Here is a 22,434-nt window from a genome sequence, read left to right as displayed (position 1 = left end):
ACTTAAACAGGAGGTCTCTATGTTCGACAAAAACAATAAGCTGCGACATAGCATTTCATTGGCAGCCATGCTGGCACTCAGCGGTTTGAGCGCATCCGCCTGGGCCGATGCTTACGAGGACGCGGCGAAAAAATGGATCGGCAGTGAATTCAAACCGTCGACCCTGACGGCTGAACAGCAGCTCGAAGAACTGAAGTGGTTCATCAAGGCTGCCGAGCCGTTTCGCGGCATGGACATCAAGGTCGTTTCCGAGACTCTGACCACCCACGAATACGAGTCGAAAGTGCTCGCCAAGGCCTTCACCGAAATCACCGGGATCAAGCTCACCCACGACCTGCTGCAAGAAGGCGACGTGGTCGAGAAAATGCAGACGGTGATGCAGTCCGACAAGAACATCTATGACGGCTGGGTCAACGACTCGGACCTGATCGGTACGCACTTTCGCTACGGCAAGACCGAATCGATCACTGACCTGATGGCCAACGAAGGCAAGAACTTCACCTCGCCGACCCTCGATATCAAGGACTTCATCGGCATCTCGTTCACCACCGCGCCGGACGGCAAGATCTATCAACTGCCCGACCAGCAATTCGCCAACCTCTACTGGTTCCGCGCCGACTGGTTCGAGCGTGCCGATCTGAAAGCCAAGTTCAAGGAAAAGTACGGCTACGAATTGGGCGTGCCGGTGAACTGGTCAGCCTATGAAGACATCGCCAAATTCTTCAGCGAAGACGTCAAGGAAATCGACGGCAAACGCGTCTACGGGCACATGGATTACGGCAAGAAAGACCCGTCGCTGGGCTGGCGCTTCACCGATGCCTGGTTCTCCATGGCCGGTGGCGGCGACAAGGGCCTGCCCAACGGTTTGCCGGTGGACGAGTGGGGGATTCGTGTCGAGGACTGCCACCCGGTGGGTTCCAGCGTGACTCGCGGCGGCGACACCAACGGCCCGGCGGCGGTGTTCGCCACGCAGAAATACGTCGACTGGCTCAAGGCTTATGCACCACCGGAAGCGGCGGGCATGACCTTCTCCGAGTCCGGGCCGGTGCCGTCGCAGGGCAACATCGCGCAGCAGATCTTCTGGTACACCGCGTTCACCGCCGACATGACCAAACCGGGCCTGCCGGTGGTCAACGCCGACGGCACGCCGAAATGGCGCATGGCGCCGTCGCCGCGTGGGCCGTATTGGGAGGAGGGCATGAAGCTCGGTTATCAGGACGTGGGATCGTGGACGTTCATGAAATCCACGCCTGAGAAACAGAAACTGGCGGCGTGGCTGTATGCGCAGTTTGTGACCTCGAAAACCGTGTCGCTGAAGAAAACCATCGTCGGCCTGACGCCGATTCGCGAGTCGGACATCAACTCGCAGGCGATGACTGATCTGGCGCCGAAACTCGGTGGTCTGGTCGAGTTCTACCGCAGCCCGGCCCGCGTGCAATGGACCCCGACCGGGACCAACGTGCCGGATTATCCGCGTCTGGCGCAACTGTGGTGGAGCCACATCGCCGAAGCGGCCAGCGGCGAGAAAACCCCGCAACAGGCGCTCGATGGTTTGGCCAAGGATCAGGACGCGATCATGACGCGTCTGGAGCGCTCCAAGGCCCAAGCGGTGTGCGCACCGAAAATGAACCCGGAGCGCGACGCGCAATACTGGTTTGATCAGCCGGGCGCACCGAAACCGAAACTGGCCAACGAGAAGCCGAAAGGCGAGACCGTGAGCTACAACGAACTGCTGAAATCGTGGGCGGATGCACGTAAGTGATAGGGGAAGTGTGAAAGGCGAACGGCACCGGAAGGTGCCGTTTTTTTTGCTGCCCGATCTACCGCTTTCGCTTGCAGGCAAGCTCCCACAGAGGTTTGCGGCGTACACCGCATCTGTGAACGACACAAAAACCTGTAGGTCTTCGCCTGCTCGCGATAGCGGTGTGTCAGACGAAAAAGATATCGACTGACCCGCCGCCAGCATTGATGTGTGCCGGTACTGGATGTGTCTTGATCAGACCAGAACAGCCAGATCGGTGTAACGAGCAACCAAAGCATCAGCCGTGAGCAACTTCATCGGTTCGGTCATTGCTGTGGCCACGATAATGCGGTCAAACGGATCGCGATGATGGTGCTCAAGATCCTTCACGGCGATGGCGTGCTCTGCAGTCACTGGCAGTTCGATAAAGCCACTGTCGAGACAATATTGGCGGATTTCTTCCAGATCAACATTCAGCTTGCCGAGCCCGACCTTGATCGCCATTTCCCAGAAGGTGGCGGCACTGATGTAGATTTCGGCGGCGTTCTCAATCAGTTTTCTGGCTTTGCCGGACAGTCTGGCGTCATCACTGAGCGTCCAGAGCAAAATGTGCGTGTCGAGCAGAAGCCTCATGCTTGAGTGCCCTCAAATGCATCAAGCATTTCATCGGGCAATGGTGAATCGAAATCATCGGGCAACACCAGTTTGCCTTTCATTGCGCCAATACGCTGAGCGCTGGGTTTTCCTACGGGAACGAGACGCGCCATCGCCCGGCCATGCTTGGCAATCGTGATGACTTGGCCAGCAGCGGCATCATCGACGAGTTTGGATAAATTGTTTTTGGCTTCAGCCAGCGGAACGATGATCATCAGCTCACCCCTGTATTCTGGACAAATATAGCCAGAATATTTCAACGCTGCCAAACCATAGACTTCTTCAGCCCATTCGCAAACGATATCCCTGTTCATTTTTAGCCTCTCGTCGGTTTTCCTTCTGCCATGCCTCCACCATAGAGCTATGTACTCAAACTGGCTGTAGGACAAAACGGAGGTTGCGGCGAGAGCTTTCGGCGTTTGTGTGGGGATGGAGCAAATCGGTAAAAAATCGTACAAAAGTGTCGACTGACCCACCGCCATCGCGAGCAGGCGAAGGCCTACAGGTTTCAGTGGTGCCCACAAAACCTGAGTCCCCCGCAAATCACTGTGGGAGCTTGCCTGCAAGCGAAGGGGCCATTGGCGTCACCGCAGGAAACCCAAGCCGAAACACGGTCATCGCCCCCGGCAAACTCTTCACCTCCGCCACACCCTGATGCAGGCTCATGATCGAGCGCACGATTGCCAGACCCAATCCGGTGCTGCCCTGCGAGCGCGAGCGGCTGCTGTCGACGCGGTAGAAGCGGTCGAACAGATGCGGCAGGTGTGGCGCTTCAATCCCGGCGCCGGGGTTGCTGACCAGCAGGGAGGCCTGCGTCGCACTCTGTTCAATCAGCAGCGTCACGGTTTTCCCGTTCGGGCAGTGGCGCAGCGCATTCGACAACAGATTGGAAATCGCCCGCTGAATCATCAGCCGATCGCCCATCACCTGTGCGCTGCCAATGACATTCAAATGAATATCCTTGTCCTGCGCCGACAGCGAAAACATCTCAGCGACCTTCGCCGCCTCAACCTGCAGCGCCACCGCTTCAAACGGTGCCAGTGCCGACGGATGACTGACCTGCGCGAGAAAAAGCATGTCCGAGACAATCCGCGCCACACGCTCCAGTTCCTCGGTGCACGACACCAGCACGTCCTTGTATTCCTCGGTCGTGCGCTCGCGAGACAAGGTCACCTGCGCTTTGCCCATCAGGTTATTGATCGGCGTGCGCAACTCATGCGCCAGATCATCGGAGAATTGCGACAACTGCTGCACCCCGGCATCCAGCCGATGCAGCATGAAATTGATGCCTTGCGCCAATTCGCTCAGCTCCTGCGGCATGTTCACCACCGATAGCCGATGTTCCAGATCCTGGGTCGAGACCATCGCTGCCACTTTGCGAAACTCGCGCAACGGCGCCAAGCCACGCTGCACCGCGCCCCAAGCGGTCAGACCGATAAACACCAGCAACAACGGCAAGGCAATCAGCGTCGAGCGCAGATAGGCGCTGAGCAACGCCTCATCGTGGGCGTTATCCACTGACAGCAGCACCGGTACGCTGCTGCTGTCCTTGAGGCGAATCAGTTTCGAAGCGGTGAGGAATTTCTTGCCTTCTGCGTCGGTGCTGTCGCTGTAGGTCAGTTGATCGGTGGTGGCGCGCACCGCTTTCAATTCGACGCGCGGATCGCTCAATCCCGAGCCGGATTTGAGCAGCGGCGAGCGCTGATTGAGGCGGTCATAAATGGTCAGTGTCAGGTTGTCATGCCCCATCACCTGATCCAGAAGAATATGTGGTTTTCCGGTGATTTCATTGGCATCGACGTACAACGACAAGCTGTGTTCGACCTGCGCCATCTTCTTTTCCAGGCTGTCTCTGGCAAGCGAATTCAGCTCATGGGTCAGGGCGAAATAGGCAAGGATCGCCAGAAACACCACCAGCAGCGCACCGAGAATACTCACCGTCAAACCGAGGCGCATCGACAGGCTGGAGGGCTTCATTCCCGTGCCTCCAGTACATAGCCGACACCGCGCAGGGTGTGGATCAGTTTGCTGTCGAACGGGTCGTCGATCTTCGCCCGCAAACGGCGGATCGACACTTCGACCACGTTGGTGTCGCAGTCAAAATTCATGTCCCACACCAACGAGATGATTTGTGTGCGCGTCAGCACTTCGCCGGACTGGCGCATCAGCAGATGCAGCAGGGCGAATTCCTTGGTGGTCAGGTCGATCCGCTGTTGCCCGCGAAACGCGCGATGGCGGCCCGGATCGAGCTCCAGATCAGCGACTTTCAGCACCTGCGGCACCGGGATGTTTTCGCTGCGACGCATCAAGGTGCGCACCCGCGCCAGCAATTCGGGGAACTCGAACGGCTTGACCAGATAATCGTCGGCGCCCAGATCGAGGCCGCGAATCTTGTCGGCCAGACGCCCGCGCGCGGTGAGCATCATCACCCGCGTCGAATGGGTGCGACGCAGTTGTTCCAGCACGCCCCAGCCGTCGAGTTCCGGCAGGTTTACGTCGAGAATAATCAGGTCGTAGGCCTGTTGTTGCGCCAGATGCAGGCCATCGGCACCGGTGGCGGCGTGGTCAACGACATAACCACTTTCGGTCAAGCCCTGATGCAAGTATTCGGCAGCTTTAAGCTCGTCCTCGACGACAAGGATTCGCATGATCTTTCACCACTTTTATTTAATGGGTATTTAATTTAAAAGGCCCTCTCCCATAGGAGAGGGGACTGAATGCGGGATATTTCAGAACTACGCCGACGTGAACAAAATTTACTCAATCCATAATCGACTTGATGTAACAGGTCGATAAATAACGCCAGACACTTCGGTCGGCTCCCTCTCCCCCGGGAGAGGGCTGGGGTGAGGGGAAGTGCGGACAATAAAGGTTGTAGTGGCTACAGGGTCAACCGCCAAGTGCTTTAAAACGGTGCTCTGCGACAGCCTGTCGCAGCACAAACCACAAAATCCCGATCACTTTGATTCCGGCAAGTGCTGTTCAGCAGATAACTAGTGCGCATTTGTTTCCATGTATTGCGGCAACGCTATTTGCACTTCGCATCCTAGAACAAAACAACTTCGGCAAACCGTGGATAACGGATTTGTAATGTTCCAGTCACCTTGTCGATAAGTTCAAAACCCTACCGTGGCGGCATCCGAGATTCTTGAATAAAGGAAGTCTTCCATTGCCCGGTTTAATACAACTGACGGCGCAATCACGCCTGAAAAAAACCGCCAGCGTCATCGTGTTGCTGGCCTGTACCAGCCTTGCAAACGCCGCGACCCTGACGCTTGATCAAGCCCTGCAAAGCGCCTTCGCCAGCAACCCGGATTTAGCCGCCGCGCAATGGGAAATCGGCATTGCCGAAGGTGACCGCCAACAGGCCGGGCTGATCCCCAACCCCGAAGTGTCGTGGGAGGCCGAAGACACCCGCCGCGATTCGCGCACGACCACGGTGATGCTCAGCCAGCCGATCGAACTGGGCGGCAAGCGCGGCGCGCGCATCGACGTCGCCAGCCGTGCACAGGACGCTGCCGGTATCGAACTGGAGCGCAAGCGCAATGCCTTGCGTGCCGATGTGATTCAGGCGTTCAACAGCGCGCAAACCGCGCAGCAACGTTTGCAGCTGTCGCGCCAGTCGCTGCAACTGGCCGAGCACGGTTTGCGCGTGGCGCAGGGGCGCATCGAGGCGGGTAAATCGTCGCCGGTCGAAGGCACGCGCGCGCAAGTGCAGCTCTCGGAAGTGCGCCTGGAGCTGAGCCGCGCTGAGCGCGATCAGACCAATGCATATCAGCAGTTGGCGCAAGTCATGGGCGCGCCGTTGCCGACGTCGACCAAGGTGCAGGCACCCACGCAAAGCATGCCGGCCGTTCCACCACCGACAAGATTGCTCGAGCGTCTGAACGAGACCGCTGACCTGCGTCTGGCCAAATTGCAGATCGATCAGCGCGAAGCGTCATTGGGCCTGGAAAAGTCCCAGCGCATCCCCGATCTCACCGTGAGCATCGGCAGCCAATACAGCGAAACCGAGCGCGAGCGGGTCAACGTGGTCGGCCTGTCGATGCCGATTCCGCTGTTCAACCGCAATCAGGGCAACGTACTCGCGGCAGCGCGTCGAACCGATCAGGCGCGGGATCTGCGCAACGCCACCGAGCTGCGATTGCGCACGGAAATCCAGACCAGCCTCGAGCAATGGCAGACCGCCAACGGCGAAGTCAACGCGTTCAACCAGACCATCCTGCCCGCCGCGCAAAGTGCGGTCGACAGCGCCACCCGCGGTTTCGAAATGGGCAAGTTCGGCTTCCTCGATGTGCTCGATGCGCAACGCACCTTGATCGCTGCGCGAAGCCAATACATCCAGGCCGTCAGCGAATCCACCGACGCCCGCGTACGCATCGAACGGATCTTCGGCGACCTCAGCGTCCGCCCTTGAATTTCACTTTTCAGACAACTGCGCGCAGGCACGGCACAGAGGAGTTTCCATGGATAAAAAATTGATGATTGTCGCGGTGGCGACATTGGCGCTGGGCATTGGTATCGGCTCGATGTGGCCGGGCACTGCAAGCATCGATGCCCACGCCGACGAGGCTGCCGAACACGCCGATCACGCTGAAGAAGGCGCAGCCGCGGATGGCGAACATGGCGAAGAGGGGCACATCGAGTTAAGCGTTGAGCAGATCACCGCTGCCGGCATTCAACTCGCCGAAGCGAAGGCGCAGAACATCAGCCTCGGCCTGCCGTTCCCCGGCGAAGTGCGCTTCGACGAAGACCGCACCGCTCACGTGGTGCCGCGCGTCCCGGGCGTGGTTGAGTCGGTGGCAGTCAACCTCGGGCAGACAGTGAAGAAGGGCCAGTTGCTGGCGGTGATCGCCAGTCAGCAAATCTCCGATCAGCGCAGCGAGCAAGCCGCCGCGCAGCGTCGCCTGGCCCTGGCGCGCACCACCTATGAGCGGGAGAAAAAACTCTGGCAGGACAAGATATCCGCCGAGCAGGATTTCCTTCAGGCGCGCCAGGCGTTGCAAGAGGCGGAAATTGCCGTGAGCAATGCCCGGCAAAAGATCAGCGTGCTCAGCGGTAGCGTGGTCGCCACTGGCGGCAATCGCTACGAATTGCGCGCACCGTTCGACGGCGTGGTAGTGGAAAAACACCTGACGCCGGGCGAGGTGGTCGATGAAAGTACAGCGGCGTTCACCCTCTCGGATCTGTCGCGAGTGTGGGTAACGTTCGGCGTTTCACCGAAGGATCTGGACAAGGTGCAAGTGGGCAAAGCGGTCACCGTCAGCGCCCCGGAACTCAACGCGGAAGTGGTCGGCAGCGTGGCTTACGTCGGTAGTCTACTCGGCGAGCAAACCCGCACCGCAACCGTTCGCGTCACCTTGGAAAACCCGCAAGGCTCATGGCGCCCCGGTCTGTTCGTCACCGCGCTGGTCGCCACCGACAGCCGCGAAGCGAAAGTCGCCGTACCGGAAACCGCGATCCAGACCGTCGAGGACAAACCCACGGTGTTCGTGCGTACCGACGACGGTTTCGAAGCCCGCGCGGTAGAGCTGGGCAGCCGCGCCGCCGGTCATGTGGAAATCACTCAAGGCCTGGAACCGGGCGTGCAAGTCGCCAGCGCCGGCAGCTTCGTCCTCAAATCGGAACTGGGCAAAGCCTCAGCCGAGCACAGCCACTGATCCGGAAGACTCCCATGTTCGAACGCCTGATCCAGTTTGCCATCGAGCAGCGCATCATCGTCCTGCTCGCCGTTCTGCTCATGGCCGGCCTCGGCATCGCCAGTTATCAGAAACTGCCGATCGACGCCGTGCCCGACATCACCAACGTCCAGGTGCAGATCAACACCGGCGCCGCCGGGTTCTCGCCGCTGGAGACCGAGCAGCGCATCACCTTCCCGATTGAAACCGCGATGGCCGGTCTGCCGGCACTGGAGCAGACCCGCTCGCTGTCGCGTTCCGGCCTGTCGCAAGTGACGGTGATCTTCAAGGACGGCACTGACCTGTTCTTCGCCCGTCAATTGGTCAACGAGCGTTTGCAGATCGCCAAGGAGCAATTGCCTGAAGGCGCAGAGGCGGTCATGGGGCCGATCTCTACCGGGCTCGGCGAGATTTTTCTGTGGACGGTTGAGGCGAAGGAGGGCGCGCTCAAGGACGACGGCACAAGCTACACGCCGACCGATCTGCGGGTGATTCAGGACTGGATCATCAAGCCGCAATTGCGCAACGTGCCCGGTGTCGCCGAGATCAACACCATCGGCGGTTTTGCCAAGGAATATCAGATCGCGCCGGACCCGAAACGCCTGGCCGCGTACAAGCTGACCCTCACCGATCTGGTCACGGCGCTTGAGCGTAACAACGCCAACGTCGGCGCCGGTTACATCGAGCGCAGCGGCGAGCAGTTGCTGATCCGCGCGCCAGGGCAAGTGGCGAGCACCGAGGACATCGCCAACATTGTCATGGCCAATGTCGACGGCACGCCGATCCGGGTGAAGAACGTCGCGACAGTGGAAATCGGCCGTGAATTGCGCAGCGGCGCGGCCACGGAAAACGGTCGCGAAGTGGTGCTCGGCACCGTGTTCATGCTGATCGGCGAGAACAGCCGCACGGTCTCGCAAGCGGTCGCCAGCAAACTCGAACAGATCAATAAATCCCTGCCCAGCGGCGTGATCGCCGTGCCGGTGTACGACCGCACGCACCTGGTCGACAAAGCCATCGCCACGGTGAAAAAGAACCTCATCGAAGGCGCGATTCTGGTGATCGCGATTCTGTTTCTGTTCCTCGGCAATATCCGCGCGGCACTGATTACCGCGATGGTGATTCCGCTGTCGATGCTGTTCACTTTCACCGGGATGTTCAGCAACAAGGTCAGCGCCAACCTGATGAGCCTCGGCGCGCTGGACTTCGGCATCATCGTTGACGGCGCGGTGGTCATCGTTGAAAACACCCTGCGTCGACTGGCTCACGCGCAGCAGCATCACGGGCGCCTGTTGACCCGCTCCGAGCGTTTCAAGGAAGTGTTCGCGGCAGCGAAAGAGGCGCGGCGACCGCTGATTTTCGGACAGTTGATTATCATGGTCGTCTACCTGCCGATCTTCGCGCTCAGCGGCGTCGAAGGAAAAATGTTCCATCCGATGGCATTCACCGTGGTCATCGCTTTGCTTGGCGCGATGCTGCTTTCCGTCACGTTTGTGCCAGCGGCGATTGCGTTGTTCGTGACCGGTAAGGTCAAGGAAGAAGAGGGCGCGGTGATGCGCGGCGCGCGTCATTTGTATGCGCCAGCGCTGGCGTGGGTGATGTCGCATCGCGCCGTTGCTGTTGGTGCGGCGCTGGGCGTGATCGTGCTCAGCGGCGTGCTCACCAGTCGCATGGGCAGCGAGTTTGTGCCAAGCCTCAGCGAAGGTGATTTTGCCTTGCAAGCGCTGCGCGTGCCGGGTACCAGCCTGACGCAATCGGTGGACATGCAGCAGCGACTCGAGACGTTGATTCTGGCGAAAGTGCCGGAAGTCGAGCGCGTGTTTGCCCGCACCGGTACCGCCGAAATCGCTTCCGATCCGATGCCGCCGAATATCTCCGACAGCTACGTGATGCTCAAGCCGAAAGAGCAGTGGCTGGATCCGGGCAAGTCCCGCGAAACCCTGATGGCCGAACTGCAAGCCGCCGCCGCGACGTTGCCGGGCAGCAACTATGAACTGTCGCAGCCGATTCAACTGCGCTTCAACGAACTGATCTCCGGGGTGCGCAGCGATGTCGCGGTGAAGGTGTTCGGTGATGACATGGACGTGCTCAACGCCACCGCTGCGAAAATCGCGGCAGCGATGCAGAAGGTCAACGGTGCCTCTGAGGTGAAGGTCGAGCAAACCACCGGGTTGCCGGTGCTGACCATCAACATTGATCGCGACAAGGCTGCGCGTTATGGGCTGAACGTCGGTGATGTGCAGGACACCATTGCCGTTGCAGTCGGCGGCCGTAAGGCCGGGACGTTGTATGAGGGGGATCGGCGTTTCGACATGGTTGTGCGTTTGTCCGATGCCATGCGCAAGGACATCGACGGACTGTCGGCGTTGCTGATTCCGGTGCCGGCGCCTTTGAATGGAGCGGCAAATCAAATCGGTTTTATCGCACTGAAGGAAGTCGCCAGCCTCGACCTGGTGCTCGGGCCGAATCAGGTCAGCCGCGAGAACGGCAAGCGCCTGGTGATCGTCAGCGCCAACGTGCGCGGGCGTGATATCGGCTCGTTCGTCAGCGAGGCCGGCGAAGTGATCGAACGTGACGTGCAAGTGCCGGCCGGTTACTGGACCAGTTGGGGCGGCCAGTTCGAGCAACTGCAATCGGCGGCCAAGCGCTTGCAGATTGTGGTGCCGGTGGCGTTGCTGCTGGTGTTCGGCTTGTTGTTCATGATGTTCAACAATCTGAAGGACGGTTTGCTGGTGTTTACCGGAATTCCGTTTGCCTTGACCGGTGGGGTCATGGCGCTGTGGCTGCGCGATATTCCGCTGTCGATTTCGGCGGGTGTCGGGTTTATCGCGTTGTCCGGGGTGGCGGTGTTGAACGGGTTGGTGATGATTGCGTTTATTCGTAATTTGCGTGAGGAGGGGCGATCGCTTTCGGACGCGATCCATGAGGGTGCGTTGACGCGTTTGCGGCCGGTGCTGATGACAGCGCTGGTGGCGTCGCTGGGGTTTATTCCGATGGCGCTGGCGACCGGCACAGGTGCGGAGGTGCAGCGGCCACTGGCGACCGTAGTGATCGGCGGAATCCTGTCTTCCACGATCCTCACGCTTCTGATCTTGCCGGCGCTGTACCAACTCGCCCATCGCCGGGATGAGGACGCTGTTCCAACTAAATAGGTAATCCCCTTGTGGGAGCGAGCTTGCTCGCGAAGGCGGTGTGTCATTCAACAAATCAGTCGACTGATCCGGCCTCTTCGCGAGCAAGTTCGCTCCCACAGGGTTTCCGTGCCCTGATCCGGGAGATAACGGATATGTAATTTCCCCGCCACCGTCACGAAAGGTGCGCCTTGTTACCTTGATCCCGTCAGTTACTTAAACGAGGAATCAAAGATGAAAATCGTACAGATGGGTGCTCTTGTTGTGGCGTTGGCGATCTCTTCCATAGCCCTGGCCGAAGGCGGGGGTGACCGCACATTCGAGCGGATGATGACCAGCAACGACCGCTCCATGGAGCTGTTCGTCGCCAAGGAAAAAGCCGCCGGCAACCCGGTTGTCGTCACTGACAAGAAAGACGACAAGACCCGCGATCTGTAAGCCTGCCGCACTTGAACAAGCCCGATATCGCGCATCGATGCCGGGCTTTTTTTTAGCCTGGATGGGAAGGAAATGGATATGAACATGCTCAAGTGGATAGCGTTCGCCGGCGTCATGGCGATGTCGGTGAATGTGCTGGCTGAAGGCGGTGGTGACCGCACTTTCGAACGCGCGCTCAGCGCCAACAGCAAAGCCATGGAACAGTACGCCGCCAACCAGGGCAAAGCGCCGCCGGTGGTGAAGGATTACGAATACGGAATGAAGCTGGACGTGGTCAAGGTGGTGAGCGTGGTGAAGCCGCAGGCTGCGTGCAATGTGGTGCCGACCGCGATGACCTACGAGGATTCCAAAGGCCGGCTCAACACCATCAAGTACAGCGTGATTGGCGTGTGTCGGAACGGCGGGAGCTGAATCTACGGGGGCCGATGTTCAGTATCACGCTGCGTATTTCAATTCGTGATGTTTAAAGGTTGTGTGGGAATTGCGGAACCTTCCCACAATGTTTTCAGGTTGTCCGTCGGACGTCCGCTCTCTAGCCTGTGTGGGTCGCTGCCAATTCAGCGATCGGGATTGGAACCCCGCGGCTCAACTGAAGCAAAACGCACTGTTCATGACGTATGCTTGCGCACTTTCATGTGTGCACTCCGTTATGGCGGCTGTGCGCGGGAGACTTCGAGTCTGTCGGGTTTGCTCAGTTGCCCGGGTTCCAACCTGCGTACAGCTGCCACCCTTTCGCGTGGAACCGAAAGGGCCAGCTCCACCTTCAAGCTGAGTAAAACATTATGAAAAAGCCAACCCCAAATCCCCCCGAAACAGACGCAATCCCTGACGCCAACTCAACATCCCCCTACGTCTCCATTGAGACTAGAAAACTCCACGAAGCCGCCGACCGCGCCCTCGATTTCTACCTCAAACCCTCAGCCGCCATCATGTCCGCACCGTACATCCCCAACCAGATGTTCCTGGTCAATCCCAAAGCCGACACCGAATCATTACTGGCCAACGCCAGCGAATCCCTGGCCTCGGCCACGGTGATGCTCGGTGACTTCGCTGCGCTATTAGGCGGCACCCATCGCAAGACCCTGCTCGGTATCGCGCAGGTCGTCATGCTTGGTGAACTGGCGGTGAACAAGGCGCTGGATAACGTAGATCCTGCTCAATAGGTCACTGACAAAGTGGCGGGAGTTGTATTTCTCGCCACGCCGTGGCTAACGCAGACCAATGCCCGAACACAACGGAGACAGGTCAATGCCCAGTCCAATTGAGCGCGATGTGATTACCGATCTCTTTTCAAGCTGTCGAAGAACAGATCGAAAGAAACAGCACGTGAATGATCTTGCACCCGTCATGTGCCAGCAGACGATTCTGGAGGCGCAACCGTATCTTCTCGATGACGTCGCATTCAACGCATTCGAGCAGACTATCGAAGCTAACCCCGCCCGAAGCAATATTCGCTTACACCAATTGAAAGCTCGCCCAAAACGTTGGAGCTGACATTAACCGTCGCTGGGTGTGCTGCCGAAATCAGATGACGTTTTTCGAGGCGTGCAAGTCGTGATGATTGGCGAACTGACGGTGAGCAGTGCGCTCGATGATGTCGAGCCTGTGGCTTATTTACCGAGGACCGATTTTATTTGCGTTGCGTGAGGCTCTCACAATCCCTCATCTGCCCTTTTCGAAGCGGTGGACAACCCCAAAGGAGAAAGGGAACAGATCTTCAAGCCATTCAAAACCAGAGTACGCCTCGGTTTTTCAGGTCGATGTATCTTCAACAGCCAACTCGGTCAGTCCCCTCTACCTCTGGGAGAGGGCTAGGGTGAGGGCCGGGCCTAAACCTGGAATACATAACCACGGCAAAACGCAGCGCAAAAAAAGGCGCCCCGAAGGACGCCAAAAGATTCACCTCTTACCAAAGGAGCAAGGAGCTTCTAAAGGTGAATTTGCATCAACTGCGCAATCAAAGAATCGCCAGCGGATACTCGACAATCACCCGCACTTCTTCCAGATCCGACTCAAACGCCGTGGCGCGGGTTGTGGCTTGGCGCAAGCGCAGTGACAGGTCTTTCATCGAGCCGCTCTGCACTACGTATTTGACTTCGATATCGCGCTCCCAACGTTTCTGATCGGTCAGCGGATTCCCTTCGGCATCGCGGCGCATGTACACCGCGTTGGCGTTGGAATAATCGGCGTCGGTGCCGCGCGCGTAACGGGTCATGAACGACAGACCCGGTACGCCGTAAGTGCTCATGTCGAGGTCATACCTCACCATCCACGAACGTTCTTTCGGCGAGTTGAAGTCGCTGTACTGGATCGAGTTGTCGAGGAAGATCGAGTCGGACTGGCGCAGGTAATCGAAGTCGTCATTACCGTTGTTGCGCTGGTGGGAGAGGGCGACAGAGTGTGCACCCAGCTTGACGCCGACGCGGCCACTCCAGATGTTGTTGTCGAATTCGCCGAGCAGTTGTTTGCCCTCGTCGACGGCCTTGTAATAGTTCAGACCACCGAACAGCGAAAGGTCATCCGAGAGCGGATAGGTCCAAGCGGTGCCGGCGTAATACTGATTCCACGCATCCTTGAGACGGCTGGAATACAGGCTGAAAGTGAGATTTTTGTTCAGCACGTAATCGCCGCCGCCATACGCGATCCACGGCGAATTGACCGGGCCTGCGTAGAAGGTCGCGAAGTTCTCGCGCATGTCGCTGGACACCGGTTGGCTCATCGCATGCAGGCGACCGCCCTGAACCGACAGACCTTCGATGCTGGTGTTGGTCGCCGTCACCCCGCGAAAACTTTCCGGCAGCAAGCGCGAATCACCGGCCGCGACCATCGGGTTGGCCGGGAATACATCACCGACCTTGACCACCGTATCGAACGCCCGGATTTTCGCCGCGCCACCGACCTTGGTGTATTCGTCCCGCGCCTCGCCATCACTGTTGACCGGCAACACATCAAACGAACTACGGCCACCGTTGCGCCCGTCACCGGTATCGAGTTTCAGCCCGATCATCGCAAACGCATCAACCCCGACGCCAACGGTGCCTTGGGTAAAACCGGATTCGAACTTGCTGATCACGGCATGCGCCCAGGCCTCGGAATAACCGTTGCCGGTGGGGCTGGACTGGCCATTGCGATGATCACGATTGAAGTAGAAGTTGCGGTTGAGCAGCGTCAGGCTGCTGCCTTCGACAAAGCCTTCAGGCTTGTCTTCAGCAAACACCACGGACGGCCCGGCGCCGACCACCACCGCTAAAGCGGCCATCGATATTTTCGAATTGTTAACCATCAAACACTCCTTGGGTTCGGCAGAACGGGAACGTGCTTCGGCGTGGGTTTTATTGTTCGACGGGGCAGGGCCCGCCGGCATTGGTCGCCGGGTGACATCGTTGCAAGCTGCGGATAACGGGGAGGTGATGGGGGAATTACAATTTCGTCATGTGGCTGGAATTAAAACCCTGTGTCAGGTCAGGGCTGCGAGTTGTTCGATTGTCTGTGGAAAACGCTCGACCAGACGGATCAGGGTTGTGGCCTGAGCATTGGGCGTTGCTCGTCCTTGCTCCCAGTTTTCGAGCGTTCGCGTGTTGGTGCGTAGATACATCGCGAATACTGACCGGGAAAGATTAAGTTGCTGACGGATGGCTATCACTTCTTCAGCAGTGATCGGCATCAGTTTTGGCAGTTGAACTTTGTGGGTACGCAAGGTGATTTTGCCTTGGCGTTCATCGGCCAGTGCTTCCAGTCCATCCATCAGTTCGGAAAAAATGTCACGTTTCATAGTGGGTTCTCACGTTGAGTTCTCTATCCAGCGTTTTTCTGAAAAGTTTTTTCTGGGCAGGCGTCAAATCGTCCTGCTCGTTTTTGTTGTAGACGGTAAAGAGCCAGAACTGATCGAAGCCTGACCACCAGTAATAAATCACTCGTAATCCGCTGCGCTTACCTTTCCCTCTTCGTTGGTCGCCAAAGCGAATTTTACGGAGCCCGCCTGTGTCCTCGATGAGATCGCCCGCTTCCGGATTTTTCAGCAACTCCAGTTGAAAGCTGCGAAACAGATCGTCATCCAGATAGTCGTCTCGGTGCTTCTGAAATACAGGCAATTCGATAAATAGAGCATTCATGTTCTGTACGCTACCTACGTATAGTGTTGTCTCGATAATCGAATCGGTCAAGGCCTCCTGGCCTTGCTTTTCGTCCCTTTTTCAACGGTAGACGCCGCTCGTAAAAACACCTGTAGGACGAATCGCCGCGTGTGGTGAGAACGTTCGATTGATCTATGAAGACGCTTCGCAGCTGCCGAGTCGGAACAGTCCCGCAAGCAGTGCCCAACGCCGAATGGTGATAGCGGCGGGGTGTCAGGCGAAGAAGAGGTTGAATGTGCCGACGCCTTCGCGAGCAGGCTCGCTCCCACAGTGATCCAGGGTGGTTACAGACTTTGTGAACACCATCGAAACCTGTGGGAGCCGGGCTTGCCCGCAAAAATAAAAACGGCACCCGAAGGTGCCGTTTCTATTTGTAGCTAAAAGCGACGGAGCAATCAGCCCGCCAGACCCGCCTGCTGAACCAGAGTCAGCAATGGCTGCGGGTACACACCCAGGAAGAATGCGACCAGGGCGATGGCCAGCAGCATCACGCCGCCTGCCTTCTGTTCCCAGTGCAGCTGGGCGTCGTGGCGACGCAGGTTTGGCTCGATCAGGTACAGGGTGACCATCACGCGCAGGTAGTAGAAGACGCCGATGGCGCTGCCCAGTACCAAGGACCCGACCAGCCACCATTGGTGCGATTCAACACCGGTAGCGATGATGTAGAACTTGCCGATGAAGCCAGCGGTCAGCGGGATACCTGCCAGCGACAGCATCATCACGGTCAGTACGGCGGTCAGGTACGGACGGCGCCAGAACAGGCCGCGGTATTCGTACAGGGCATCCGCGTCACGGCCGTTGTACGGCGAGGACATCAGGGTGATCACGCCGAAGGCGCCGAGGCTGGTGATCACATAAGTCACCAGGTACACGCCGATGGCTTCCACCGCCAGGCCTTTGCTCGCCACCAGTGCGATCAGCAGGTAGCCGAAGTGCGCGATGGACGAGTAACCGAGCAGACGCTTGAGGTTGCTCTGGGTCAGGGCCAACAGGTTACCGAACAGGATCGAGGCGATGGCGATAACGGTCAGCACGTCGCTCAGTACGCCACTGCTGGCGGCAGGGGAGATCTGGAACAGACGCACCATCACCGCAAACACTGCAACCTTCGAAGCGGTTGCGAGGAACGCCGCCACCGGTGCCGGAGCACCTTCGTAAACGTCCGGCGTCCACAGGTGGAACGGAACCAGCGAGAGCTTGAACGCCAGACCGATCAGCATCATGCCCAGGCCCAGTTGTGCCAGCGAGCTAGGCAGGCCAGTCGCAGCCAGAGCCTGACCGATACCGACGAAGCTCAACGAACCCGAGTCGGCGTACAGCAGCGCCATACCGAACAACAGGAACGCGGAACCGGCGGCCGACAGCACCATGTACTTGATGCCGGCTTCCAGCGAACGCTTGTTGAAGAAGGCGTAAGCCACCAGACCGTAAACCGGTACCGAGAGCAGTTCCAGGCCGATAAACAAACCGGCCAGGTGCTGCGCGCTGACCAGAACCAGACCACCGGCGGCGGCCATCAGGATCAGCAGGTAGAGTTCTTCACGGTTGCCCGGGTAACCCGTACCGCCATCACCCAGGTAGGCGTGGGCGAGGGTGACGCAGGCGAGGGTGGCGACCAGGATCAGCGCCATGTACAGACAGGCAAAAGAGTCGATCTGCAGCAGTGGAGTCACGGCCAGAGGCGCGACTTTCAGGGCTGGGAGGATCGACAGCAAGGCCAGGTTCAGACCGGCGACCGAAATCAGGAAGGTCTGCGAGTGGTTGCGGCGCCAGGCGATTGCCAGCATCACCACGATAATGGTGAGGCTGGTGATCAACAGTGGCGCAAGCGCAATAAAGTGTTGAATCGTGAATTCCATAGCGCTCTTACCGGGCCGAAGCGAGTTGAGTGAAGGCGGTGCCGAGCCACTGCTGCACGCCATGCATCGTGGCGGCAGAGGTGTCGAGGAACGGTTGCGGGTAGACGCCGAGGTAAATCAGCAGCACCGCAAGGCCCAGCACCATGATCAGTTCGCGAGCGTCCATACCGTGCAGGATCGAATCCGATTTCGACGGACCGAAGTAGGCACGGTGGATCATGATCAGCGAGTAGACCGAACCGAACACCAGACCGGAAGTGGCAATCGCGGTGATCCATGGAGCGCTGGCGAAAGTGCCGATCAGGATCAGGAATTCACCGACAAAGTTACCGGTACCCGGCAAGCCCAGGGATGCGGCCGCAAAGAACAGGCTGATCGCCGGCAGGTACGCGATACGCGACCACAGACCGCCCATCTCACGCATGTCACGAGTGTGCAGACGCTCGTACAACTGACCGCTGAGGATAAACAGTGCCGCCGCCGACACACCGTGCGCGAGCATCTGGATCACTGCACCTTGCAGGGCCAGTTGGCTGCCGGAGTAGATGCCGATCAACACGAAACCCATGTGGGAAACGGAAGAGAAGGCGATCAGACGCTTGATGTCGGTTTGGGCGAAAGCCAGGAAAGCGCCGTAGAAGATCCCGACCAGACCGAGGGTCATGGCGATCGGCGCAAACTCGGCCGAAGCGTTCGGGAACAGCGGCAGAGCGAAACGCAGCAGACCGTAAGCAGCGGTTTTCAGCAAGATACCGGCGAGGTCGACGGAACCGGCAGTCGGCGCCTGGGCGTGGGCATCAGGCAACCACGAGTGGAACGGTACGACGGGCAGCTTGACCGCGAAGGCGATGAAGAAGCCGAGCATCAGGATGTACTCGGTGGTCATCGACATCTTGGTTTTCAACAGGTCGGCGTAGTTGAAAGTAATCACGCCAGTGTTGTTGAAGTTGACCAGCACCAGACCGAGGATCGCCACCAGCATGATCAGGCCGGAAGCCTGAGTGAAGATGAAGAACTTGGTCGCTGCGTAGATCCGAGTTTTCTTGCCGTCCGAAGAACTGTGACCCCAGAGCGCGATGAGGAAGTACATCGGCACCAGCATCATTTCCCAGAAGAAGAAGAACATGAACAGGTCGAGGGCGAGGAACACGCCGACAACGCCGCCCAGGATCCACATCAGGTTCAGGTGGAAGAAGCCAACGTGACGTTGAATCTCTTTCCACGAGCAGAGTACCGAGAGGATACCCAGCAGACCGGTCAGCAGGATCATCAACAGCGACAGGCCGTCGAGGGCCAGGTGCACGTTGATGCCGAAGCGCTGGATCCAGACATGCTTGAACTCAAGCGCCCAGGTCGGATCGGCGCCAGGCGCCGGCGCAAATGAATAGTCACCGTGGGCCCACAGCCAGAGGCCGAGGGCGAGTTCCAGGGTCATGGTCAACAGCGCAATCCAGCGCGGGAGGGTAGCGCCGAAGCGCTCACCCATCCAGCACAGCAGGCCGCCGATGAAGGGGATCAGGATTAGCCAAGGCAGAATCATGACGGGCTCGTTTCCTTTCGCAAATTCGCAAGGTTCATATCAGACCGCTACCAGCACGATGGCGCCGATAACCAGCACGGCACCAGCAGCCATCGAAGCAGCGTACCAACGCAGTTGACCGGTCTCGGTGCGGCTCAGGGCAGTGTGACCACCCTTGGCCATACGCGGGATCAGACCGATGGTCTGGTCGAGCGGGTCTTTGCGCAGTACGTGGCTGATCGCCAGGTAAGGCTTGACGAACAGTTTGTCGTAGATCCAGTCGAAGCCCCAGGCAGCGAACCACCAGGCCGAAAGGAAACGGCCGATGCCGCTGTTGGCGATTGCCGTGACGAAGCGACGCTTGCCGAGGAACAGCAGCGCTGCCAGCAGGATACCGGCCAGGGCGATGGCGCCCGAAGCGATTTCCAGACTGTGCTTGGCTTCGCCACCGGCATGGCCAACGCTTTCTGGCAGAACGCCGTGCAGCGGTGGCACGATCATCGCGCCGACGAACGTCGACAGCACGATCAGCACCGACAGTGGCAGCCAGTGCGAGATGCCGTGACCGGCGTGGGCTTCGGTCTTGGCTTCACCGTGGAACGTGATGAAGATCAGGCGGAAGGTGTACAGCGACGTCATGAACGCGCCGACCAGACCTGCGTAGAGCAGACCGTGGTTGCCGCTGGCGAACGCTTCCCAGAGGATTTCGTCCTTGGAGTAGAAGCCTGCGGTGACCAGTGGCAGAGCGGCCAGCGCAGCACCACCGACGATGAAGCTGGCGTAGGCCAGTGGCAGTTTTTTCCACAGACCGCCCATCTTGAAGATGTTCTGCTCGTGGTGGCAGGCAACGATTACCGCACCGGAAGCAAGGAACAGCAGGGCCTTGAAGAAGGCGTGGGTCATCAGGTGGAAAATCGCGCCATCCCATGCACCAACGCCCAGCGCCAGGAACATGTAGCCGATCTGGCTCATGGTCGAGTAGGCGAGGATACGTTTGATGTCGGTTTGTACCAGCGCGGCGAAACCTGCCAGAACCAACGTCACACCACCAACGATGCCGACCAGGTGGAGGATTTCCGGCGCCAGGGTGAACAGACCGTGGGTACGGGCGATCAGGTAAACACCAGCAGTAACCATGGTTGCAGCGTGGATCAGTGCCGACACCGGCGTCGGGCCAGCCATCGCGTCCGCCAGCCAGGTTTGTAGTGGCAGTTGTGCCGATTTACCGACCGCGCCACCCAGCAGCATCAGAGTCGCCAGGGTGATCCAGAAGTCGCCGACCTGGAATTTCTGCGGTGCCAGCACCAGCAGTTCCTGGATGTTCAGCGTGCCCACTTGCTGGAACAGGATGAACAGGCCGATGGCCATGAACACGTCGCCGATCCGGGTCACGATGAAGGCCTTGAGTGCGGCGTTACCGTTGTTGCGGTTGCTGTAGTAGAAACCGATCAACAGGTACGAACACAGGCCCACGCCTTCCCAGCCGAAGTACAGGAACAACAGGTTATCGCCGAGCACCAGGAACAGCATGCTGGCGATAAACAGGTTGGTGTACGAGAAGAAGCGCGAGTAACCCGCTTCACCGCGCATGTACCAGGACGCGAACAGGTGGATCAGGAAACCGACGCCAACGACCACGCCGAGCATGGTGATCGACAGGCCGTCGACGTAGAGGGCGAAGTCAGGCTTGAAGCCTTCGACCGCCATCCACTTCCACAGTACCAGGGTGTAGTGACCGCCTTCGGGTGGTGCGACGTTGAATTGCCAGATGACGTAGGCGGCAACAATCGCCGACAAGCCAATGGAACCCACGCCGATCAGCGCCGAGAGGTTTTCCGACCAGCGTCCGCGAGAGAACGACAGCAGCAGGAAACCGATCAGAGGGAATACGAAAGTCAGAAAGATCAGGTTCATCCGCGCATCTCACTGGCAGCGTCGATATCGAGCGTGTGGAAGCGGCGATACAGTTGCAGCAGGATCGCCAGACCAATACTGGCCTCGGCGGCTGCAAGGCTGATCACCAGGATGAACATGATCTGTCCATCCGGCTGGCCCCAACGGGCGCCAGCAACAATGAACGCCAGTGCAGAGGCGTTCATCATCACTTCCAGGCTCATCAACACGAACAAAATGTTGCGGCGGATCATCAGGCCGACCAGACCAAGGCAGAACAGGATGCCGGCAACGGCCAATCCATGTTCGAGAGGGATAGCAGGCATGTCTTACTCCTTCGCCTCGTTACGGCCCAAATGGAACGCCGTGACGGCTGCAGCAAGCAGCAGCATCGAGGCGAGTTCGACCACCAGCAGGTACGGGCCGAACAGGCTGATGCCCACGGCTTTCGCGTCTACGGTGGTGTGGCCGATGGCCTGACCGCTCTGGTGAGCGAACAGCACATACAGCAGTTCGGCCAGCAGCAGGGCGGCGAGAATCACCGGGCCGGCCCAGATGCCGGGCTTGAGCCAGACGCGTTCTTGCTGAACCGAGGCCGGGCCGAGGTTCAGCATCATCACCACGAACACGAACAGCACCATGATGGCGCCGGCGTAGGCGATCACTTCCAGCACGCCGGCGAACGGCGCGCCGAGTGCGAAGAAGGTCATGGCCACGGCGATCAACGAGATGATCAGGTAGAGCAGGGCGTGCACAGGGTTGGTGTTGGTGACTACGCGAAGCGTGGACACAACAGCGATACCCGATGCGAAATAGAAAGCGAATTCCATCGTTCTTCCTTAAGGCAGCAAGCTCTTCACGTTGATCGGTTCGGCTTCGTTCTGCGCGGAGCCTTTCGGCTTGCCAGCGATTGCCATACCTGCAACACGATAGAAGTTGTAATCAGGGTTTTTGCCGGGGCCGGAGATCAACAGATCTTCTTTCTCGTACACCAGGTCCTGACGTTTGAACTCGGCCATCTCGAAATCCGGTGTCAGCTGGATTGCGGTGGTCGGACAGGCTTCCTCGCAGAGACCGCAGAAAATGCAGCGCGAGAAGTTGATACGGAAGAAGTCCGGGTACCAGCGACCGTCTTCGGTTTCAGCTTTCTGCAGCGAGATGCAACCCACCGGGCAAGCCACGGCGCAGAGGTTGCAGGCAACGCAACGCTCTTCGCCATCGGGGTCGCGGGTCAGGACGATACGACCACGGTAGCGTGGTGGCAGGTAGACCGCTTCTTCCGGGTATTGCAGGGTGTCGCGCTTGCGAAAGCCATGGCCGAAGACCATGACCAGGCTGCGCAACTGGGTACCGGTACCCTTAACGATGTCGCCAATATATTTGAACATGGG

At 58.7% G+C, this 22,434-nt stretch carries 21 protein-coding genes; 8 read left to right on the top strand and 13 right to left on the bottom strand.

From position 1 onward, the window contains the following. Positions 1-19: 19 nt before the first annotated feature. Positions 20-1,762, top strand: a complete 1,743-nt coding sequence (locus L8H52_RS13935; protein ID WP_242207616.1) for an ABC transporter substrate-binding protein — start codon at positions 20-22, stop codon at positions 1,760-1,762. 234 nt (positions 1,763-1,996) lie between these two features. Here the strand turns inward: L8H52_RS13935 and L8H52_RS13930 are convergent, their stop codons facing one another. The 4 genes from L8H52_RS13930 to L8H52_RS13915 all read right to left on the bottom strand — a co-directional run bounded on the left by L8H52_RS13930 (position 1,997) and on the right by L8H52_RS13915 (position 5,043). Continuing rightward, complete coding sequence (locus tag L8H52_RS13930; RefSeq protein ID WP_064389299.1) at positions 1,997-2,374, bottom strand: type II toxin-antitoxin system VapC family toxin; 378 nt, start codon at positions 2,372-2,374, stop codon at positions 1,997-1,999. Further along, positions 2,371-2,709, bottom strand: coding sequence for a type II toxin-antitoxin system prevent-host-death family antitoxin (locus L8H52_RS13925; protein WP_242207617.1), 339 nt, complete (start codon positions 2,707-2,709; stop codon positions 2,371-2,373). The genes L8H52_RS13930 and L8H52_RS13925 overlap by 4 nt, the downstream gene beginning before the upstream one ends. Before the next feature lie 229 nt (positions 2,710-2,938). Then, positions 2,939-4,372, bottom strand: coding sequence for a heavy metal sensor histidine kinase (locus L8H52_RS13920; RefSeq protein WP_242207618.1), 1,434 nt, complete (start codon positions 4,370-4,372; stop codon positions 2,939-2,941). Further along, positions 4,369-5,043 (bottom strand): heavy metal response regulator transcription factor, encoded by a 675-nt coding sequence (locus L8H52_RS13915; protein ID WP_095048087.1) that lies wholly within the window; start codon positions 5,041-5,043, stop codon positions 4,369-4,371. Before L8H52_RS13915 ends, L8H52_RS13920 begins: the two co-directional genes overlap by 4 nt. Before the next feature lie 521 nt (positions 5,044-5,564). Here L8H52_RS13915 and L8H52_RS13910 point away from each other — a divergent pair. From L8H52_RS13910 to L8H52_RS13880, 7 genes are all read left to right on the top strand, one after another. After that, positions 5,565-6,812, top strand: a complete 1,248-nt coding sequence (locus L8H52_RS13910; protein WP_242207619.1) for a TolC family protein — start codon at positions 5,565-5,567, stop codon at positions 6,810-6,812. A 49-nt stretch (positions 6,813-6,861) separates the two neighbouring features. Next, on the top strand, positions 6,862-8,055 hold the full coding sequence (locus L8H52_RS13905) for an efflux RND transporter periplasmic adaptor subunit (RefSeq protein ID WP_242207620.1): 1,194 nt from the start codon (positions 6,862-6,864) through the stop codon (positions 8,053-8,055). 14 nt (positions 8,056-8,069) lie between these two features. Beyond that, positions 8,070-11,222, top strand: coding sequence for a CusA/CzcA family heavy metal efflux RND transporter (locus L8H52_RS13900; RefSeq protein ID WP_242207621.1), 3,153 nt, complete (start codon positions 8,070-8,072; stop codon positions 11,220-11,222). A gap of 213 nt (positions 11,223-11,435) precedes the next feature. After that, a complete protein-coding gene (locus L8H52_RS13895; protein ID WP_242207622.1) occupies positions 11,436-11,639 on the top strand; it encodes a co-regulatory protein PtrA N-terminal domain-containing protein in 204 nt (67 codons plus the stop codon). A gap of 78 nt (positions 11,640-11,717) precedes the next feature. Beyond that, positions 11,718-12,050: a DUF2790 domain-containing protein gene (locus L8H52_RS13890; protein WP_242207623.1), complete on the top strand. Its 333-nt coding sequence runs from the start codon at positions 11,718-11,720 to the stop codon at positions 12,048-12,050. A 371-nt stretch (positions 12,051-12,421) separates the two neighbouring features. Then, on the top strand, positions 12,422-12,802 hold the full coding sequence (locus L8H52_RS13885; RefSeq protein ID WP_242207624.1) for a DUF6124 family protein: 381 nt from the start codon (positions 12,422-12,424) through the stop codon (positions 12,800-12,802). Between the two features lie 85 nt (positions 12,803-12,887). Further along, positions 12,888-13,133 carry a hypothetical protein gene (locus L8H52_RS13880; protein ID WP_242207625.1) on the top strand — a complete coding sequence of 82 codons (246 nt, stop codon included), beginning with the start codon at positions 12,888-12,890 and terminating at the stop codon, positions 13,131-13,133. A gap of 463 nt (positions 13,134-13,596) precedes the next feature. Here L8H52_RS13880 and L8H52_RS13875 read toward each other — a convergent pair whose 3' ends face one another. From L8H52_RS13875 to nuoI, 9 genes are all read right to left on the bottom strand, one after another. Then, positions 13,597-14,922, bottom strand: a complete 1,326-nt coding sequence (locus L8H52_RS13875; RefSeq protein ID WP_242207626.1) for an OprD family porin — start codon at positions 14,920-14,922, stop codon at positions 13,597-13,599. A 174-nt stretch (positions 14,923-15,096) separates the two neighbouring features. Continuing rightward, positions 15,097-15,411 carry a transcriptional regulator gene (locus L8H52_RS13870; protein WP_027614657.1) on the bottom strand — a complete coding sequence of 105 codons (315 nt, stop codon included), beginning with the start codon at positions 15,409-15,411 and terminating at the stop codon, positions 15,097-15,099. Continuing rightward, the gene (locus L8H52_RS13865; RefSeq protein WP_242207656.1) at positions 15,401-15,751 is read right to left on the bottom strand and encodes a type II toxin-antitoxin system RelE/ParE family toxin; all 351 of its coding nucleotides are present in this window, start codon (positions 15,749-15,751) and stop codon (positions 15,401-15,403) included. The genes L8H52_RS13870 and L8H52_RS13865 overlap by 11 nt, the downstream gene beginning before the upstream one ends. A 416-nt stretch (positions 15,752-16,167) precedes the next feature. Next, positions 16,168-17,631: an NADH-quinone oxidoreductase subunit NuoN gene (gene nuoN / locus L8H52_RS13860; RefSeq protein ID WP_064117786.1), complete on the bottom strand. Its 1,464-nt coding sequence runs from the start codon at positions 17,629-17,631 to the stop codon at positions 16,168-16,170. Between the two features lie 7 nt (positions 17,632-17,638). Then, on the bottom strand, positions 17,639-19,171 hold the full coding sequence (gene nuoM, locus L8H52_RS13855) for an NADH-quinone oxidoreductase subunit M (protein WP_186622542.1): 1,533 nt from the start codon (positions 19,169-19,171) through the stop codon (positions 17,639-17,641). A 39-nt stretch (positions 19,172-19,210) separates the two neighbouring features. Continuing rightward, complete coding sequence (gene nuoL / locus L8H52_RS13850) at positions 19,211-21,064, bottom strand: NADH-quinone oxidoreductase subunit L (RefSeq protein ID WP_007920175.1); 1,854 nt, start codon at positions 21,062-21,064, stop codon at positions 19,211-19,213. After that, entirely contained in the window at positions 21,061-21,369 is a 309-nt protein-coding gene (gene nuoK / locus L8H52_RS13845) for an NADH-quinone oxidoreductase subunit NuoK (protein ID WP_242207627.1), read from the bottom strand. The genes nuoL and nuoK overlap by 4 nt, the downstream gene beginning before the upstream one ends. A 3-nt stretch (positions 21,370-21,372) precedes the next feature. Then, positions 21,373-21,873 (bottom strand): NADH-quinone oxidoreductase subunit J, encoded by a 501-nt coding sequence (gene nuoJ, locus L8H52_RS13840; protein WP_007920176.1) that lies wholly within the window; start codon positions 21,871-21,873, stop codon positions 21,373-21,375. Between the two features lie 9 nt (positions 21,874-21,882). Continuing rightward, positions 21,883-22,431 carry an NADH-quinone oxidoreductase subunit NuoI gene (gene nuoI / locus L8H52_RS13835; RefSeq protein WP_007920177.1) on the bottom strand — a complete coding sequence of 183 codons (549 nt, stop codon included), beginning with the start codon at positions 22,429-22,431 and terminating at the stop codon, positions 21,883-21,885. Between the last annotated feature and the right edge of the window lie 3 nt (positions 22,432-22,434).

It is taken from the genome of Pseudomonas sp. CROZ-RG-20F-R04-15 (assembly GCF_022662375.1).
In the GTDB taxonomy this organism is placed as follows: domain Bacteria; phylum Pseudomonadota; class Gammaproteobacteria; order Pseudomonadales; family Pseudomonadaceae; genus Aquipseudomonas.
The sequence above is the reverse complement of the archived record's forward strand: the minus strand, read 5'-3'. Positions and strand labels throughout refer to the sequence as shown.

Bases quoted from the DNA above. Each gene is read 5' to 3' on its own strand.
- L8H52_RS13935 (WP_242207616.1), top strand. From the start codon at position 20: ATGTTCGACAAAAACAATAAGCTGCGACATAGCATTTCATTGGCAGCC.
- L8H52_RS13930 (WP_064389299.1), bottom strand. From the start codon at position 2,374: ATGAGGCTTCTGCTCGACACGCACATTTTGCTCTGGACGCTCAGTGAT.
- L8H52_RS13925 (WP_242207617.1), bottom strand. From the start codon at position 2,709: ATGAACAGGGATATCGTTTGCGAATGGGCTGAAGAAGTCTATGGTTTG.
- L8H52_RS13920 (WP_242207618.1), bottom strand. From the start codon at position 4,372: ATGAAGCCCTCCAGCCTGTCGATGCGCCTCGGTTTGACGGTGAGTATT.
- L8H52_RS13915 (WP_095048087.1), bottom strand. From the start codon at position 5,043: ATGCGAATCCTTGTCGTCGAGGACGAGCTTAAAGCTGCCGAATACTTG.
- L8H52_RS13905 (WP_242207620.1), top strand. From the start codon at position 6,862: ATGGATAAAAAATTGATGATTGTCGCGGTGGCGACATTGGCGCTGGGC.
- L8H52_RS13900 (WP_242207621.1), top strand. From the start codon at position 8,070: ATGTTCGAACGCCTGATCCAGTTTGCCATCGAGCAGCGCATCATCGTC.
- L8H52_RS13895 (WP_242207622.1), top strand. From the start codon at position 11,436: ATGAAAATCGTACAGATGGGTGCTCTTGTTGTGGCGTTGGCGATCTCT.
- L8H52_RS13890 (WP_242207623.1), top strand. From the start codon at position 11,718: ATGAACATGCTCAAGTGGATAGCGTTCGCCGGCGTCATGGCGATGTCG.
- L8H52_RS13885 (WP_242207624.1), top strand. From the start codon at position 12,422: ATGAAAAAGCCAACCCCAAATCCCCCCGAAACAGACGCAATCCCTGAC.
- L8H52_RS13880 (WP_242207625.1), top strand. From the start codon at position 12,888: ATGCCCAGTCCAATTGAGCGCGATGTGATTACCGATCTCTTTTCAAGC.
- L8H52_RS13875 (WP_242207626.1), bottom strand. From the start codon at position 14,922: ATGGTTAACAATTCGAAAATATCGATGGCCGCTTTAGCGGTGGTGGTC.
- L8H52_RS13870 (WP_027614657.1), bottom strand. From the start codon at position 15,411: ATGAAACGTGACATTTTTTCCGAACTGATGGATGGACTGGAAGCACTG.
- L8H52_RS13865 (WP_242207656.1), bottom strand. From the start codon at position 15,751: ATGAATGCTCTATTTATCGAATTGCCTGTATTTCAGAAGCACCGAGAC.
- nuoN (WP_064117786.1), bottom strand. From the start codon at position 17,631: ATGGAATTCACGATTCAACACTTTATTGCGCTTGCGCCACTGTTGATC.
- nuoM (WP_186622542.1), bottom strand. From the start codon at position 19,171: ATGATTCTGCCTTGGCTAATCCTGATCCCCTTCATCGGCGGCCTGCTG.
- nuoL (WP_007920175.1), bottom strand. From the start codon at position 21,064: ATGAACCTGATCTTTCTGACTTTCGTATTCCCTCTGATCGGTTTCCTG.
- nuoK (WP_242207627.1), bottom strand. From the start codon at position 21,369: ATGCCTGCTATCCCTCTCGAACATGGATTGGCCGTTGCCGGCATCCTG.
- nuoJ (WP_007920176.1), bottom strand. From the start codon at position 21,873: ATGGAATTCGCTTTCTATTTCGCATCGGGTATCGCTGTTGTGTCCACG.
- nuoI (WP_007920177.1), bottom strand. From the start codon at position 22,431: ATGTTCAAATATATTGGCGACATCGTTAAGGGTACCGGTACCCAGTTG.